The following is a 15,244-nucleotide window of genomic DNA, read 5'->3' as shown; positions in this document are numbered from 1 at the left end:
CGATACCGACGCCCGACGTCACGTTCCTGCCCGACATCACGGTGTAGCCGTCACCGTTGGTCACCGGGAGCAGTATGGCGAAGTGTTCGGCTGGTTCCGGGAGCCGATTTCTGCGCCCAAACCTCCCGTTTCCAGGTTCCTTCGGGCTACGCCGTCAAGTCATGTCCCGGCCGGGAGCCCCTGGGCACGAAAACAAGCGGCAAATATTTCTCCCTGGACCGGGGCCTTGTTACGGGGCACATCCACCACGCCCACCGTTTGCGCTACTGGATTTCGACGCGCGGATTGCTGGACGCGGACCAAATATCGCGGCGTCAGGGAATATGCGCGTCGATAAGGAGTTTCCGCACCGGAAACTAACCAGCGAGGATGGCGGCCGCTATTTCGTCGGCGTCGCGGAGGGTCCGCTGGCCGCTCCGGTACGCCGGGTATCCGGGGTGGACGGCCTCGGCAGCAATGGCCGTCCCCCACTGGTTGGAGGAGAGCTGGAGGCCCAGGACGTACATGCCCTCGGTGACGGCGCCGTTTGCCGCCACGGGCCGGTACGGGTGGGGCACCACGTCCAGGCCGGTGGACTGGACGGGCGCACCCTCGGCGGTCATCATCAGGCGTGGCCGGACCGCGCCGTCCGCAAGCAACTGCCCGAGGAGCGGTGAATCGTTGGCCGAGACCCGGTTGCCTGGTGCCAGGGCTTCGACCATGGTGCGCGCGGCAGCGGGCGGACCTTCCACCCACGGCGAGGACGCGGTGAACAGCCGGGTCCGGCGGTCAACTCCGAACTTCGGGTCCGGGCCCACAAAGCTGACCACCCCCGCCCGGGCCAGTGCGGCCAACTGCTCCGAGCGCAGGGCCGGCGGCCCACTGGCCAGGCCCTCCACGAAGGACTCGAACCAGCCACGCAGTCCGGCCACCCAGGACGCGTCGGTGATGCCGCCGTCGGCCACTGCGGTCTTGAGGACAGCGCGCCCGTGGTGCAGGGCGCCGATGGCCATCTTGACGGGGTCGTCCTCGCCCAGGGCTGAACGGCGGGCATCGTCCAGCAGGTACTCCACCACTGCGGCGTCGAGTTCCGTCCGGGAACCAAACGTCCTGCCTGCCAGTGGTGCCGCGAGCGCGGGAAGGTCCAGCCGGTGCCGCGGTCCCACATGGACAGCCAGCACGCTCTCCACGCTGTCCTCCCAGTTGGCCGCCGAATGGGCGTGCGGGTGCAGCGCCTCCTCGAGGGCGGCGAGGAAGGCAGCCCTGTCCGGGACGGCGGCGGGCTGCGCGCGGACCAGCGTGGAGTAGTAGGCCCACAGGGTGTCGCGGTGCAGCAGCGGCCACAGGTCGTGGTCGAACCCGGGCCGGATGCCGGCCCTGCGGAACCGCTCCAGCGCCGCCTCGGTGAGGTAGCGGAGGGTGACCGACGCCGGGTAGTAGCCGTCCAGCGCCGCCTTGGCCCGGTAGGGGGTTCCGCGCCGGGAGGCCGCGATGATCAGCGGCTCCTGGCCGGACGGTTCATACTCCAGCCGTCCGCCGCCGGTGACGAACTTTCCGCCGCGGCCCTCGGTGAGCTGCACCATGGTGTCGAAAAAGTTCAGCCCCATGCCGCGGACCAGGACGGATTCACCGGCAGGGATCCGGGACCAGTCCACATCGGCAGGTGCCGCCGGGGGAAAGTACTGCAGCCCCAAGTGCTCCGCCGCGGCCTGCAGCTCGCGCTGTTCGGGGTTGAGCCTGGACGGGATGTGGCCCAGCGCCAGCACCACCGATCCGGTGCGGAGCGTCTCCCCGGTGGCCAGGCCGACGTCGAACGTTCCGTCCCCTGCGGGGCGCACCGACACGGCGGACGTTTCGTGGAACTGGACGGTGACGCCGTCGGGCGCCTTGTCCAGCAGGTCTTCCAGGGTGGAGCGCAGGTACCTGCCGTACAGGGCGCGGCTGGGAAAGTCGTTGGATTCCAGCACCGCGAGTTCCGCGCGCTCGTCCGCAGTCAGGGACGGCAGCGGGTCGCGCTGCTGCCGCTCCCGCCACTTGTCGAAGGAGGTGCCCGCCAGCGGCGCCGGAAGCGACGGGTCCTCCGGGATGAGTGTGGGGTAGAAGGACTGCGTGTTCATCAGGAACAGCCGCGACTGCTGCGGCTGCCAGACGTGCCCCGGCCCGGCCAGGTAGGGATCGACGACGTCGATGTGGACCTTGAGAGCCCCGGCTGAGCCGGCGCGGTGGGCGGCGGAGCGCGCGAGCAGGCGTTCCAGCACGCTGGTGCCGCGGGGGCCGGCACCAATGATGGCGGCCCGGATGCTCTGCGTATTTTCCACGGCATCCAGACTATCCGCTGCCAGCTGAACGCCTTGCCCGCGGGCACCGATGTTGTTTGGATGGGCGGATGACCACCACTGCAGCTGATTCCGCGTCCGTTCCGGGTTCCGAGGCAAGTCCCGGGGGCGCGCCTGCGGGCAGCGCACCCGAGCCCACCGACGAAAACGTGTGGCTCGAGGATATCTACGGCGAAGAGCAGCTTGCCTGGGTCAAGGAGCAGAACTCCCGCACGGAGGATCTGCTGGAGGATGCGGACTATGCGGCGCTTGAGGGCAGCATCCTGGAGGTCCTGGACTCCACGGACCGCATCGCCATGGTGGGCAAGCGCGGCGACTGGTACTACAACTTCTGGAAGGACCAGCAGAACCCCAAGGGCCTGTGGCGCCGCACCACGTGGGAGAGCTACTGCACCGACTCCCCCGAGTGGGACGTCCTGCTGGATGTGGACGCGCTGTCCGCCACCGAGGGTGAGGAGTGGGTGTTCCACGGCGCCACGTTCCTCCGGCCGGCACCCGGCGACCCCTACCGCCTGGCCCTCCTGGCGCTCTCCCCCGACGGCGGCGACGCCAACCGCTACCGCGAATTCGACGTCGAAACCCGGTCCTTCGTGGACCCCGCCGCGGGCGGCCTCGACCTGCCCACCGCGAAGGGCAACGTGTCATGGCTGGATGCGGACACTCTGCTCGTTTCCTCCACCGCTGAAGGGCTGCCCAGGACGGCGTCCTCCTACGCCCGGACGGCGGTCACCCTCACCCGCGGCACCAGCCTCGCGTCCGCTCCCCGGCTCTTCGAGGTCCCCGAAAACCACATGATGGCAGTGGTGGCCCACGACTCCACGCCCGGCTTCGAACGCACCTTCGCCGTGGACTACATCGACTTCTTCAACCGCACCAACCTGGTGCTCCGCGGCGGGGAGTGGGTGGCGATCGACGTCCCCACCGACGTCAACGTCAGCGCGCACCGCGAATGGCTGCTGTTCCGCCCGCAGCAGGACTGGGTCCTGGACGGCACCACGTACCCGGCCGGCTCGCTGCTCGCCGCCGGGTTCGAGGACTACCTGGCCGGCGGCCGCAGCCTGTCCGTCCTGTTCACCCCGGATGCCCGCACTTCCCTGCAGTCCTGGAGCTGGACGCGCAACTTCCTGCTGCTGAACCTCCTTCGGGACGTCTCGTCCGAAATCCGGGTCCTCGACCCGTCCCGCCCCGTGGCAGGCGCAGACAGCGCTGAAGGCGCCTGGGCGTCCACGCCCCTGGACGCCTGCCCGCCCCTGCACGACGTCAACGCCTACGCCGTGGACGACGAGGACGAAACCGCGGCCGACGGCGGTGCGGGCGACGACTTCTGGCTCGTCGCCACCGGATTCACCACCCCCAGCACCCTGATGCGCGGAACCCTGGAACGCAACCACGACGACGGCGCGCAGCCAGGCGTGGCGAGCCGGCACGCCGTGGTGAAGACGTCGCCGTCGTTCTTTGCGGACAGCGAATACGAGGTGCAGCAGCATTTCGCCGTGTCCGAGGATGGAACACGCGTCCCCTATTTCCAGGTGTCCGCCCGGAACCTGCCGCTGGACGGCCAGAACCCCACCCAGCTGTCCGGATATGGCGGGTTCGAGATCTCCCGGACGCCTGCGTACAGCGGCACCGTGGGCAGGGCGTGGCTGGAGCGCAGGACCGCGGGCCCCGCCGGCGGCAGCGACGGACATTCGCGCGGCGGGGTCTACGTGGTGGCCAACATCCGCGGCGGCGGCGAATACGGTCCGTCCTGGCACCGGGCCGCACTCAAGGAAAACCGGCACAAGGCGTTCCAGGACTTCGCGGCCGTGGCCCGGGACCTCATCAGCCGCGGCGTCACGTCCCGCGAGCGGCTCGGGTGCGTGGGCGGCTCCAACGGCGGGCTGCTGGTGGGGAACATGCTCACGCGGTACCCGGACCTGTTCGGGGCCGTCTCCTGCGGCGTGCCCCTGCTGGACATGCGGCGCTACACCAGGCTGTCCGCCGGCCACTCCTGGATCGCGGAGTACGGCGACCCGGATGTGCCGGAGCAGTGGGAATACATCAGGACCTTCTCCCCCTACCACCTGCTCCGGGACGGCGTGGAGTACCCCGAAACGTTCATCTGGACCGCCACCTCCGATGATCGGGTGGGACCGGTCCAGGCCCGGAAGATGGCAGCCCGCATGCTGGCCATGGGCATCCCGAACGTCTGGTTCCACGAAGCCCTGGAGGGCGGCCACGCCGGTGCGTCCGACAACCGGCAGGCCGCCGCGCTGCAGGCCCGAAGCCAGCATTTCCTGTGGAAGGCACTGGCGGGCGGATTGTCGTGACGCCAGGGTTGTCGGTGCGGCGGGCAGTCGCGGCTGACGTGGAGGCACTGGCTGAGGTGCATATCCGCTGCTGGCGGGAAACGTACCGCGGCATGCTCTCCGACGCCTTCCTGTCCGGCGTCGACCCTGCCAGCCGGGTGGACTTGTGGCGGATGCTGCTGGACCGTCCCGAGCCTGCCGAGGCATGGGTGGCCTGCGACGGCGGGACAGTGGTTGGGTTCGCGGGCGTGCGGCGGGATCCTGCCCCCGGCGCCCCGGAAGGGCATCCGCCGCCGGTCTTCGGAGACTTCCAGCTGTGGGGACTCTACCTGCTGGCCTCGCACCAGGGGCTGGGCCTGGGGCGGCGGCTGCTGGAAGCGGCGCTTGGGAATGAAGCGGCGAGCCTGTGGGTAGCGGCCGACAACAGCCGTGCCATCGGTTTCTACCGCCGGTTCGGCTTTGAACCTGACGGCGCCGAGGACGTCCTGGCCGAATGGGAGAGCCTCCGCGAGATCCGGATGGTGCGCCCCGCACAGCGCGCCGCCTGAGTTCCCTGGTGCGCCGTGCCTGCTGCGCTGTACAAGGCTCACGCCGGCGTTTTGCACTGGGTGCCCGGATCTGCGTATCCTTGGTGGGCTAGGAATAGCAATTGGAGACGTGCCAGAGCGGCCGAATGGACTTCACTGCTAATGAAGGGTCGGGGTTAAACTCGACCGGGGGTTCAAATCCCCCCGTCTCCGCGTTTGGCCCCGGTCTGAGGACCGGGGCCTTTTGCGTTCCCGGGACTTTTCCGGGCTTGTTCGCAGATCGGAGCCTTTTGGGTACGGATCCGCGAACAAACTTCTGAAGGAGTGGGGTCCGGACGGCCAGCGACCGCGCCTGTGGGTACCGTCCGGGGACCGGACACCGCACTGCGGCGGGCCCCTCCCGATGGCACCATAAACGGATGGCAGCAAGTACTCAGGTGGACGGAAGCGGCAGCACCGGGCAGGTGTGGAACCCGCACCTGGCGCTCCTGGTGGCGGCAACGTTCTTTATGGAATTCCTGGACGGCACGGTCCTGACCACCGCCATCCCCAACATTTCCGCCGATTTCGGTGTTCCGGCGGCCGACGTGAACATCACGATGACGGCCTACCTCCTGACAGTGGCCGTGGGCATCCCGATCAGCGGCTGGCTGGCCGAGCGCTTCGGAGCCCGCCGGGTGTTCTGCCTCGCCATCGCCGTCTTCACGGCCGCCTCGCTCGCCTGCGCGCTGAGCCAGGACCTGACCACCCTGACTGTGAGCCGCATCGTCCAGGGCGCCGGCGGTGCCATGATGGTGCCGGTCGGAACCCTGGTGGTGCTGCGCGGAACCCCCAAATCCGAACTGTTGCGCGCCACCGCCTTCCTGGTGTGGCCCGGGCTCCTGGCCCCTGTCCTCGCTCCCCTGGTGGGCGGCGCACTCACCACCTACCTGTCCTGGCACTGGATCTTCCTGATCAACCTTCCGCTCGGCGTGGCCGCCCTGATCGCGGCGCTGCGGCTGGTACCCGGCACAGCCGGAGACCCGGGCCGGCGCCTGGACTGGCCCGGGCTGTTCCTCACCACCCTGGGCGTCGGCGCACTGGTGACCGGCCTCGAACTGGCCAGCGCCCACCCCGACACCCCCTGGGCGGCGGTCAGCGCAGCCGCCGGAGCGCTCTGCCTCGCGGCCGCCGTGCTGTGGATGCGCAAGGCCAGGAACCCGCTGTTCGACCTGGACGTCTTCCGTACCCGAACGTTCCGCGCCATGGCCACCGGCGGTTTCGTCTACCGCCTGACCATCAGCTCGGTACCGTTCCTGCTGCCCCTGATGTTCCAGACAGGATTCGGCTGGTCCCCCATCCACGCCGGCATCATGGTGGCCGCGGTCTTCATCGGCAACATCGGCATCAAGCCGGCCACCACCCCGCTGATCCGCCGCTTCGGCTTCAAGGCAATGCTGGTCTTCGCGTCCCTTGCGTCCGCGGCGACCTTCACCGCCTGCGCCTTCCTCACGCCCGAAACACCGCAGGCGCTGACGTTCGCCCTGCTGGTCTGCAGCGGAGCGTTCCGGTCGATCGGCTTCTCGGCCTACGCCTCGGTCCAGTACGCAGACATCATGCCGGCCCAGCTGACATCGGCGAACACCGTCTCCGCCACCCTTGTGCAGCTCGCCACCGGAGCGGGCATCGCCGTGGCGGCACTGCTGATCCGGATCTTCGACGGCTATCCCGCAGGTTTCCAGGACGCCGCGGGACCATTCCGCGGCGCGTTCCTGGCCATGGCCGCCCTGATGCTCGCCAGCACCATCGACAGCCTCCTGCTGCCCCGGCACGCCGGCGCGGAAGTCAGCCGGCCTGGGCAAGCACCAGTGGAAGAACCGCGCCGGCCCCGGCCTGCCGAAGAGCGCGGCACGCGACCGTAAGCGTCCACCTGCTGTCCGCGAGGTCATCGACGAGCATCACGCTCTGCCCGTGGACTGCTGCCAGCGCCGCCTCAAGCTCGGGCCCGGTTGCCAGGCGGTCCCACACCCCGGCCAGCCGGTAGGCGCTGTTGCCGCCCCGGCTGCCGGTAGGGCCGCCGTGGGCCAGCTGCAGCTCGCCGAGGTAGGGAATCCGGCCGATCTCCGAGATTCCCCTGGCGAGGGAGCCCACCAGCTGCGGCTTGCTCCGTGACGGGATGCTCACGATGGCGGCCGGCCTGCCGGCACCGCTCCAGCCCGGGGTGCGGGCATCGCCGGCGCCCCATTCCCGCAGGACCTGCACGCAGGCCTGCAGCATCCCGGGATCCACGGGCCGGTCCTGGGCACCGGCAGCGAACAGCTCCCGCAGCGCACCGCCCCATCCAAGGTCCGTCAGGCGCGCCAGGACGCGTCCCTCTGCCAGTCCTTCGCCAGGCTTCAACTTTCCCTTCACCGGAACACCCAGGCGGTCCATGCCGCTGGGCCACTGCAGGCGCGCTTCAAGGACACCGCCCGCCCTGCTCAGGGTCTGGCCTGCGGCAGCGGTGGCATCCTCCGCTACCTCTGCCGGGAACCAGCGTCCGGCGCAGTTGTCGCACCGGCCGCAGGGGTGCGCCGTTTCGTCGTCCAGGACGGAGGTGATGTACTCCATCCGGCAGCCCGCGGTGTCCTGGTAGATCACCATGGAGTCCTGCTCGTCCACCCGGGCCTCGGCGATCCGCTGGTACCGCTCCGCGTCGTAGACCCAGGGCTGCCCCGTGGACCGCCAGCCTCCCCCTACCCGCTCGACGGCGCCGTCCACGGACAGGACTTTCAGCAGCAGCTCCAGCGGGGTGCGGCGCAGGTCCACCCGCGCTTCGAGGGCCACCGTGGACAGCGCAGTCCCGGCCTCCGCGAGCGCGGTGAGGACAGCGGCCGCCTTTTCCTCGGAGGGCATGGAGGCGGTGGCAAAGTACTGCCAGATTTCCCGGTCCTCGGAGCCTGGAAGCAGGAGGACATCGGCGTTCGCGGCGCCACGGCCGGCACGTCCCACCTGCTGGTAGTACGCAACCGGCGAGGAGGGCGCGCCCAGGTGGACCACGAAGCCCAGGTCCGGTTTGTCGAAGCCCATGCCCAGCGCGGATGTGGCCACCAGGGCTTTGACCTGGTTGTCCTTGAGCAGTTGCTCGGCGCGTTCCCGGTCCGCGGGATCGGTGCGGCCCGTATAGGCCAGGACCTCGTGCCCCGCCTCCTTCAGGAGCCGGGCGGTGTCCTCGGCGGCGGAGACCGTCAGCGTGTAGATGATGCCGCTGCCGGGAAGATCGGACAGGTGGGTCAGGAGCCAGCCCAGGCGCTGTTTCGAGTCCGGCAGGGACAGGACGCCGAGCCGGAGCGAGTCCCGGCCCAGCGCACCGCGGATGGTCAGGACGCCGGCCCCGAGCTGTTCCTCGATATCGTGCACCACGCGGGAGTTTGCGGTGGCGGTGGTGGCCAGCACGGGGACCGACTCGGGCAGCCGGGTGATCAGGTCCGCAATCCTGCGGTAGTCCGGGCGGAAATCATGCCCCCAGTCGGAGATGCAGTGTGCTTCGTCAATGACCAGCAGGCCGGTGCGCCGGATCAGTTCCGGCAGCTGGTTCTCGCGGAAGGACGGGTTGGTGAGGCGCTCCGGGGAGACGAGCAGGACGTCAACCTGGTCCGCGGCCAGCTGCTCGCGGACCGCGTCCCACTCCAGCTGGTTGGCTGAATTGATGGCGACGGCGCGGACGCCTGCCCTTGCCGCGGCGGCCACCTGGTCCCGCATCAGGGCAAGCAGCGGCGAGACGATGAGCGTGGGTCCTGCACCCCGGCGCCGGAGAAGCAGGGACGCCACGAAGTACACCGCGGACTTTCCCCAGCCGGTGCGCTGGACCACCAGGGCCCGCCGCCCGCCGTCGACCAGCGCCTCAATGGCTTCGAACTGCCCCTCGTGAAAACCGGCTTCGGGGTGGCCCACCAGTTCCCGGAGGACCTCCAGCGCCTGCTGGTGGGTGGCGGAGGCAGGGCCGGACCCGTCGGTTGCTGTGGCAGGTGTCGGGGGCGTGTCTATCAGTGCGGCGGCATGCTGGTTATCGACCATTGATTCAGTATCCCAGCCACCTCCGACAGCCGGCACATGCGGGGACTGTATGTGGAAAGCGGGCCAACACCAGCCCCGTCACATTGGGCTGCCGCCGCCCCTCCTCCACAGGCACCTTCCGCGCCATCGTAAGATAAAGCCCGTGACTAGCGAACAGACAACGACTTTTGATCTCTCGGCATCCTTCAAGGCCTACGACGTCCGTGGCATTGTGGGCGAGTCCATCACCGCCGAAATCGTCGAAGCCGTGGGGGCCGCGTTCGTGGACGTCCTGCAGCTCGAAGGCCAGACCATCCTGGTGGGCGGGGATATGCGCCCCTCCTCCCCCGAATTCAGCAAGGCCTTCGCAGACGGTGCAGCAACCCGCGGCGCCAACGTCGAGCTGCTGGACCTGATTTCCACCGATGAGCTGTACTTCGCGTGCGGTTTCCTTGACCGTGCCGGCGCCACCTTCACCGCCAGCCACAACCCCGCCGGCTACAACGGCATCAAGATGTCCAAGGCCGGCGCCGTTCCCATCTCCTCCGAAACCGGCCTCAAGGACATCCAGACCCTCGCCGAGCAGCACCTCAACACCGGTTCCATCCCCGCCGCCGGCACCCGTGGCCAGATCAGTGTCCGCGACGTGCTCAAGGACTACGCCGAGTACCTCCGCAAGCTGGTGGACCTGTCCGGTTCCCGCCCCCTCAAGGTCGTTGTCGACGCCGGTAACGGCATGGCCGGCCTCACCACGCCTGCGGTCCTGGGCGACACCCTGCTTCCCAAGCTGCCGTTCGACATCATTCCGCTGTACTTCGAGCTGGATGGTTCCTTCCCCAACCACCCCGCCAACCCGCTGGAGCCGGAGAACCTCCGCGACCTGCAGGCCGCAGTGGTCGAGCACGGCGCGGACATCGGCCTGGCCTTCGACGGCGACGCCGACCGGTGCTTCGTGGTGGACGAGAAGGGCGAGCCGGTGTCGCCGTCGGCCATTACCGGCATGGTGGCCCGGCGGGAGATCGCCCGCGCGAAGGCGCAGGGCGAGGCCACACCAACGATCATCCACAACCTCCTCTGCTCCCGCGCCGTGGCCGAACTTGTGGAGCAGGACGGCGGCCGTGCCGTCCGCACGCGCGTGGGCCACTCCTTTATCAAGGCCGTCATGGCAGAGGAAGGCGCAGTGTTCGGCGGCGAGCACTCTGCCCACTTCTACTTCCGGGATTTCTGGAACGCGGACACCGGCATGCTGGCCGCCATGCACGTCCTGGCTGCCCTGGGCGAGCAGGACGGCCCGCTGTCCGAGCTTGCCCGCGAGTACGAGCCCTACGTCAGTTCGGGCGAGATCAACTCGGAAGTCGAAGACAAGCCCGCCGCCGTTGAACGCGTACGCGCCGCCTTCGCCGGCGAGGACCTCACCATCGACAACCTGGACGGCAGCACGTTCACCGCCAACGACGGCAGCTACTGGTTCAACCTGCGCCCCTCCAACACCGAACCGTTCCTCCGGCTCAACGCAGAGGCCACGGACCGCGGCACCATGGAACGCATCCGCGACCGCGTCCTGTCGATCGTCCGGGCCTAGGGCGCGATGGCTGACGGGACGCTGCCGGGAGCTGAAGGACAGGGCGCGTGGCGCGATTCTGTGCCGGACAGCACTGCAACCGACCTGGAGAATCTCCTGGGGACGGGCGTCAGCGCCGCCCAGGAGCAGCTGCAGCGCAACGGCGGCTTCCTGCCCTTCGCCCTCACGGTCCAGAACGACGGCGAGGTGCGGCTTGTTGCCGTCTCCCCCGCCGATGCGGCGGATGATCCGGATGCGGACTTCGACGCCGATGCGATGATCAGCGACCTGCACACCCTGCTGCGGCAGAACCGGGATGACTTCCGCGCGGCCGCCATCGTATGCGACATCATGCTGGTGGAGGAAGACTCGGACGCCATCCATGTGGCCGCCGAACACCGCGACGGTTCAGTCTTCGCCGCGGTTCTGCCCTACGCGGCCAACACAGCCACCCGGACGTGGGAATTCGGTGAACTGGGTGCCGATACCAACGAACCTGCAATCTGGGTGGACTAGACCGCGCCGGCCATGAAGATCAACGCTTTCGCCGACGTCAGCCTGCGTGCACTGATGGTGCTCGCCGCCGTTCCCGGTGGCGAGCTCCTGACCACGCAGAACATCGCGGATTCGGTGGGGACGCCCTACAACCACGTCAGCAAGGCAATGGCAAAGCTGCGGAGCCTTGGGCTGATCGAAGTGGTGCGGGGCCGGACCGGCGGTTCACGGCTGAGCCATGCCGGCCGCACGGCAACGGTCGGCCAGATCCTGCGCGAGCTCGATACCCGCACGGACCCTGCCGAGTGCATGGCGACAACAGGCAACTGCCCGCTCATCAATGAGTGCAAGCTGCGGGCAGCCCTGGCGAGGGCCCGGGAGGCGTTCTACCGGGAGCTGGATTCCGTGGTGATCGCGGACCTGCCCGGGTCGCGGCAGATGGCCCCGGTTTTCGAGATGATCGGCCTCCGGCCCGGACTGTAAACGGGTTACCGGACAGCATTCCTGGCGTGCGCCCGCAACATCTGCGCACAATTTGATTTCATCTTCTACGAGCTGTAGAACTTGAGGTATGAAAACATGCATTTGAAATGCATGTATTCGCATCTGGCCGGACGAAGGCCCCGGCCGCTATCTCAGGAGTCCGCATGCTCTCGGAAAAGTCCCGCCCCGTCATCGAAGCCACCCTGCCGCTGGTCGGGTCACGGATCGGCGCGATCACGCCCAAGTTCTACTCCCGCCTTTTCGCCGCCCACCCCGAACTGCTGGACGGGCTGTTCAGCCGCTCCAACCAGCGTTCGGGCAACCAGCAGCAGGCCCTGGCGGGCAGCATCGCGGCGTTCGCCACCCACCTGGTGAACAACCCGGGCACGCTTCCGGAGGCGGTCCTGTCCCGGATCGCCCACAAGCACGCTTCCCTGGGCATCACGGAGCCGCAGTACCAGGTGGTCTACGAGCACCTGTTCGCTGCCATCGCCGAGGACCTCGCCGGGGTCATCACGCCCGAGATCGCCGAAGCCTGGACCGAGGTCTACTGGCTGATGGCGGACGCCCTGATCAAGCTCGAGAAGGGGCTGTACGCCAGCCAGGCGAACGACCGGATGTGGATGCCTTGGCGCGTGGCTGCGAAGACCCCGGCCGGCACCGGTGCCATGACCTTCACCCTGGAGCCTGCGGACGACACCCCGGTCACGCCGGCTCTTCCCGGCCAGTACATCAGCGTCAAGGTGGTCCTCCCGGAAGGGCTCCGCCAGGTCCGCCAGTACTCCCTGTCGGCAGACGCCGGGACCAGCCGCACCTTCACCACCAAGCTTGACGACGGCGGGGAAGTTTCCCCGGTCCTGCACCGTGACGTGCAGGTGGGCGACATCCTGGAAATCTCCAACCCGTATGGCGAGATTACGCTCAAGGAGGGTGACGGTCCGGTTGTCCTCGCATCTGCCGGCATCGGCTGCACCCCCACTGCCTCCATCCTGCGTTCGCTGGCCGAGGCCGGAACCGACCGGCAGGTCCTGGTGCTGCATGCGGAAAGCACCCTGGACAGCTGGGCGCTGCGCGGCCAGATGACGGACGACGTCGAGCGCCTGGACAGTGCCGAACTGCAGCTGTGGCTGGAACAGCCCGAGGCGGGTGCCCGCGAGGGCTTTATGTCGCTGCGGGAGGTGGATCTCCCTGCCAATGCCTCGCTGTACCTGTGCGGTCCGCTGCCCTTCATGCAGAAGATCCGCAACGAGGCCATCGACGCCGGCGTCCCGGCCACCAGCATCCACTACGAAGTCTTCGGCCCGGACATCTGGCTGGCCAGCTAGGCCTGTTCATCGATTGCTCCGCAGCGGCCCTTGTGAAGGGTGAAAGGGGCGCCTGCGGAGCAATCGATACAGTAACGACGGCGGCCCCGCACCTTTACATTCAAAGGTGCGGGGCCGCCGTCGTTGGTACAACCGAATGCTAGTGCTTCGACATCCGCTCCTTGAGCGACTCGAGTTCAGCGCGCAGCGCCTCAGGGAGCGAATCACCGAACTTTGCGTACCATTCCTCGATGGAGGCCAGTTCGGCATCCCATTCCTCGCGGTCGACGCGGACTGCGTCCTCCACGTGGGCGTGGGTCAGGTCCAGGCCGGTGAGGTCCAGCGAGTCCCCGGTCGGGACGAACCCGATGGGGGTCTCGATGGCGTCAGCTTTGCCTTCGATGCGTTCAATGGCCCACTTCAGGACGCGGGCGTTGTCGCCGAAACCGGGCCAGGCGAAGCCGCCGTCGGCTGTGCGGCGGAACCAGTTGACCAGGAAGATGTGCGGCAGCCGCGCAGGGTTGGCTTTACCGGACACGCTGATCCAGTGCTTCAGGTAGTCACCTGCGTCGTATCCGATGAAGGGAAGCATGGCCATGGGGTCGCGGCGCAGCACGCCGACCTGCCCGGCAGCGGCGGCAGTTGTCTCTGACGAGAGCGTGGAGCCCATAAAGATGCCGTTGGTCCAGCTGCGCGCCTGGGTGACCAGGGGAACAGTGGTCTTGCGGCGGCCGCCGAAGAGGATGGCGGAGAGCTCCACACCCTCCGGGCTGTAGTACTCCTCGGCCAGCATGTCGATCTGCGAGATCGGGGTGCAGAACCGGGAGTTCGGGTGTGCGGCCGGCTTGTCGGAGTCAGGCGTCCAGGAGTTGCCCTGCCAGTCGGTCAGGTGCGCAGGCACCTCGTCGGTCATGCCCTCCCACCAGACACCGCCGTCGTCGGTCAATGCCACGTTGGTGAAGATGCTGTGGCCCTTGGCGATGGCACGCATGGCGTTCGGGTTGGTGCCCCAGCCGGTGCCGGGGGCCACGCCAAACAGGCCGGCCTCAGGGTTGGTGGCGCGCAGCTCACCCTCCTTGCCGATCCGCATCCAGGTGATGTCATCGCCGAGGGTCTCCACCTCCCAGCCTTCAATGGTGGGATCGAGCAGGGCAAGGTTGGTCTTGCCGCAGGCTGACGGGAAGGCCGCGGAGACGTAGTAGTTCTTCTTCTCCGGCGAGGTCAGCTTGAGGATGAGCATGTGCTCGGCCAGCCAGCCCTCGTCGCGCGCCATGACTGAGGCGATGCGCAGGGCGTAGCACTTCTTGCCCAGCAGCGCGTTTCCGCCGTAACCGGAGCCGAAGGACCAGATGGAGCGCTCCTCCGGGAAGTGGACAATCCACTTGTCGGGGTTGCAGGGCCAGGGCACATCTTCCTGGCCTGGCTCCAGCGGAGCGCCCAGGGAGTGCAGGGCCGGCACAAAGAATGCGTTCGTTGCCGTGATCTTGTCCAGTACGGCAGTACCGATGTTGGCCATGATGCGCATGGAGGCAACAACGTAGGCGCTGTCCGTGATCTCCACGCCAAACTTCGGGTCCTCGGCATCCAGGTGGCCCATCACGAACGGGATGACGTACATGGTGCGTCCGCGCATGGAACCGGCAAACAGGCCGCGCAGCTTTTCCTTCATCTCGGCCGGGGCCATCCAGTTGTTGGTGAAGCCGGCGTCGCGCTTGTTCTCGGAGCAGATAAAGGTCTGCTCCTCCACGCGGGCCACGTCAGCCGGGTCCGAGAAAGCGGCGAAGGAGTTGGGGAACAGCTCCTGGTTCAGCCGGGTCAGGGTTCCGGCTGCAACAAGCTCATCGGTGAGACGGGTGTTTTCCTCTTCGGATCCGTCAACCCAGTAGATGCGGTCCGGCTGCGTAAGCTCAGCAACCTCTTCGACCCATGCCAGCAGACCGGCATGTGTGGTGGGTGCTTTCTCAAGCAGCGGCTTCTGCGCCAGATCGCCCATTTCGGTTCCCTTCCTCGGGTTCATCGGTGTGGACTAAATGCTATGGTCCGGACCACCGGCGGTTTCGAGCGGGATGTCGGGCAAATGACCCTGGAAAAACCGGATTCCGCGAGAATTCAAGGAAAAGCAGCGCGAAAATCGAGGATTAAGTGACTAAGGTCACCTATACCGGTCTAGTCGTGCAGATTACACCGCTTTCGATTTGGCACGGCGGCCAACCTCGCGTAAAGTAATTCGAGGTTCAGGGAGAGCGGTTCTTCTCCA

At 67.8% G+C, this 15,244-nt stretch carries 10 protein-coding genes and 1 tRNA gene; 8 read left to right on the top strand and 3 right to left on the bottom strand.

Features of this window, described 5'->3' with window-relative positions:
* Positions 1 to 356: 356 nt before the first annotated feature.
* Positions 357 to 2,297 carry an FAD/NAD(P)-binding protein gene (locus tag ACJJV6_RS11560; protein ID WP_407708989.1) on the bottom strand — a complete coding sequence of 647 codons (1,941 nt, stop codon included), beginning with the start codon at positions 2,295 to 2,297 and terminating at the stop codon, positions 357 to 359.
* 68 nt (positions 2,298 to 2,365) lie between these two features.
* Between ACJJV6_RS11560 and ACJJV6_RS11555 the strand changes: the two genes are divergently transcribed.
* From ACJJV6_RS11555 to ACJJV6_RS11540, 4 genes are all read left to right on the top strand, one after another.
* A complete protein-coding gene (locus tag ACJJV6_RS11555; RefSeq protein WP_407708988.1) occupies positions 2,366 to 4,624 on the top strand; it encodes a prolyl oligopeptidase family serine peptidase in 2,259 nt (752 codons plus the stop codon).
* Entirely contained in the window at positions 4,621 to 5,151 is a 531-nt protein-coding gene (locus ACJJV6_RS11550; protein ID WP_407708987.1) for an N-acetyltransferase family protein, read from the top strand. The genes ACJJV6_RS11555 and ACJJV6_RS11550 overlap by 4 nt, the downstream gene beginning before the upstream one ends.
* A 103-nt stretch (positions 5,152 to 5,254) precedes the next feature.
* Positions 5,255 to 5,343, top strand: a tRNA-Ser gene (locus ACJJV6_RS11545).
* A 206-nt stretch (positions 5,344 to 5,549) separates the two neighbouring features.
* The gene (locus ACJJV6_RS11540) at positions 5,550 to 7,031 is read left to right on the top strand and encodes an MFS transporter (protein ID WP_052014060.1); all 1,482 of its coding nucleotides are present in this window, start codon (positions 5,550 to 5,552) and stop codon (positions 7,029 to 7,031) included.
* Here the strand turns inward: ACJJV6_RS11540 and ACJJV6_RS11535 are convergent.
* The gene (locus ACJJV6_RS11535; protein ID WP_009357317.1) at positions 6,955 to 9,165 is read right to left on the bottom strand and encodes a RecQ family ATP-dependent DNA helicase; all 2,211 of its coding nucleotides are present in this window, start codon (positions 9,163 to 9,165) and stop codon (positions 6,955 to 6,957) included. The two genes, ACJJV6_RS11540 and ACJJV6_RS11535, sit on opposite strands and share 77 nt — an antisense overlap.
* A gap of 142 nt (positions 9,166 to 9,307) precedes the next feature.
* Here ACJJV6_RS11535 and ACJJV6_RS11530 point away from each other — a divergent pair, with 142 nt between their 5' ends.
* From ACJJV6_RS11530 to ACJJV6_RS11515, 4 genes are all read left to right on the top strand, one after another.
* Positions 9,308 to 10,726 (top strand): phosphomannomutase/phosphoglucomutase, encoded by a 1,419-nt coding sequence (locus tag ACJJV6_RS11530; RefSeq protein ID WP_009357318.1) that lies wholly within the window; start codon positions 9,308 to 9,310, stop codon positions 10,724 to 10,726.
* Between the two features lie 6 nt (positions 10,727 to 10,732).
* A complete protein-coding gene (locus ACJJV6_RS11525; protein ID WP_035752278.1) occupies positions 10,733 to 11,221 on the top strand; it encodes a hypothetical protein in 489 nt (162 codons plus the stop codon).
* Between the two features lie 12 nt (positions 11,222 to 11,233).
* Positions 11,234 to 11,683: an Rrf2 family transcriptional regulator gene (locus tag ACJJV6_RS11520; RefSeq protein WP_354176475.1), complete on the top strand. Its 450-nt coding sequence runs from the start codon at positions 11,234 to 11,236 to the stop codon at positions 11,681 to 11,683.
* A gap of 164 nt (positions 11,684 to 11,847) precedes the next feature.
* On the top strand, positions 11,848 to 13,008 hold the full coding sequence (locus ACJJV6_RS11515; protein ID WP_354176473.1) for a globin domain-containing protein: 1,161 nt from the start codon (positions 11,848 to 11,850) through the stop codon (positions 13,006 to 13,008).
* 139 nt (positions 13,009 to 13,147) lie between these two features.
* On the opposite strand, the gene ACJJV6_RS11510 is transcribed toward ACJJV6_RS11515, so the two are convergent.
* Positions 13,148 to 14,980, bottom strand: coding sequence for a phosphoenolpyruvate carboxykinase (GTP) (locus ACJJV6_RS11510; protein WP_009357321.1), 1,833 nt, complete (start codon positions 14,978 to 14,980; stop codon positions 13,148 to 13,150).
* Between the last annotated feature and the right edge of the window lie 264 nt (positions 14,981 to 15,244).

Source organism: Arthrobacter nitrophenolicus (genome assembly GCF_045833485.1).
GTDB lineage: Bacteria > Actinomycetota > Actinomycetes > Actinomycetales > Micrococcaceae > Arthrobacter > Arthrobacter nitrophenolicus.
This window is presented reverse-complemented; position numbering and strand designations above follow the sequence as displayed.

What these genes read in the sequence shown, in the direction of transcription:
- ACJJV6_RS11555 (WP_407708988.1), top strand. Translation starts at nt 2,366, where the DNA reads ATGACCACCACTGCAGCTGATTCCGCGTCCGTTCCGGGTTCCGAGGCA.
- ACJJV6_RS11540 (WP_052014060.1), top strand. Translation starts at nt 5,550, where the DNA reads ATGGCAGCAAGTACTCAGGTGGACGGAAGCGGCAGCACCGGGCAGGTG.
- ACJJV6_RS11535 (WP_009357317.1), bottom strand. Translation starts at nt 9,165, where the DNA reads ATGGTCGATAACCAGCATGCCGCCGCACTGATAGACACGCCCCCGACA.
- ACJJV6_RS11525 (WP_035752278.1), top strand. Translation starts at nt 10,733, where the DNA reads ATGGCTGACGGGACGCTGCCGGGAGCTGAAGGACAGGGCGCGTGGCGC.
- ACJJV6_RS11520 (WP_354176475.1), top strand. Translation starts at nt 11,234, where the DNA reads ATGAAGATCAACGCTTTCGCCGACGTCAGCCTGCGTGCACTGATGGTG.
- ACJJV6_RS11515 (WP_354176473.1), top strand. Translation starts at nt 11,848, where the DNA reads ATGCTCTCGGAAAAGTCCCGCCCCGTCATCGAAGCCACCCTGCCGCTG.
- ACJJV6_RS11510 (WP_009357321.1), bottom strand. Translation starts at nt 14,980, where the DNA reads ATGGGCGATCTGGCGCAGAAGCCGCTGCTTGAGAAAGCACCCACCACA.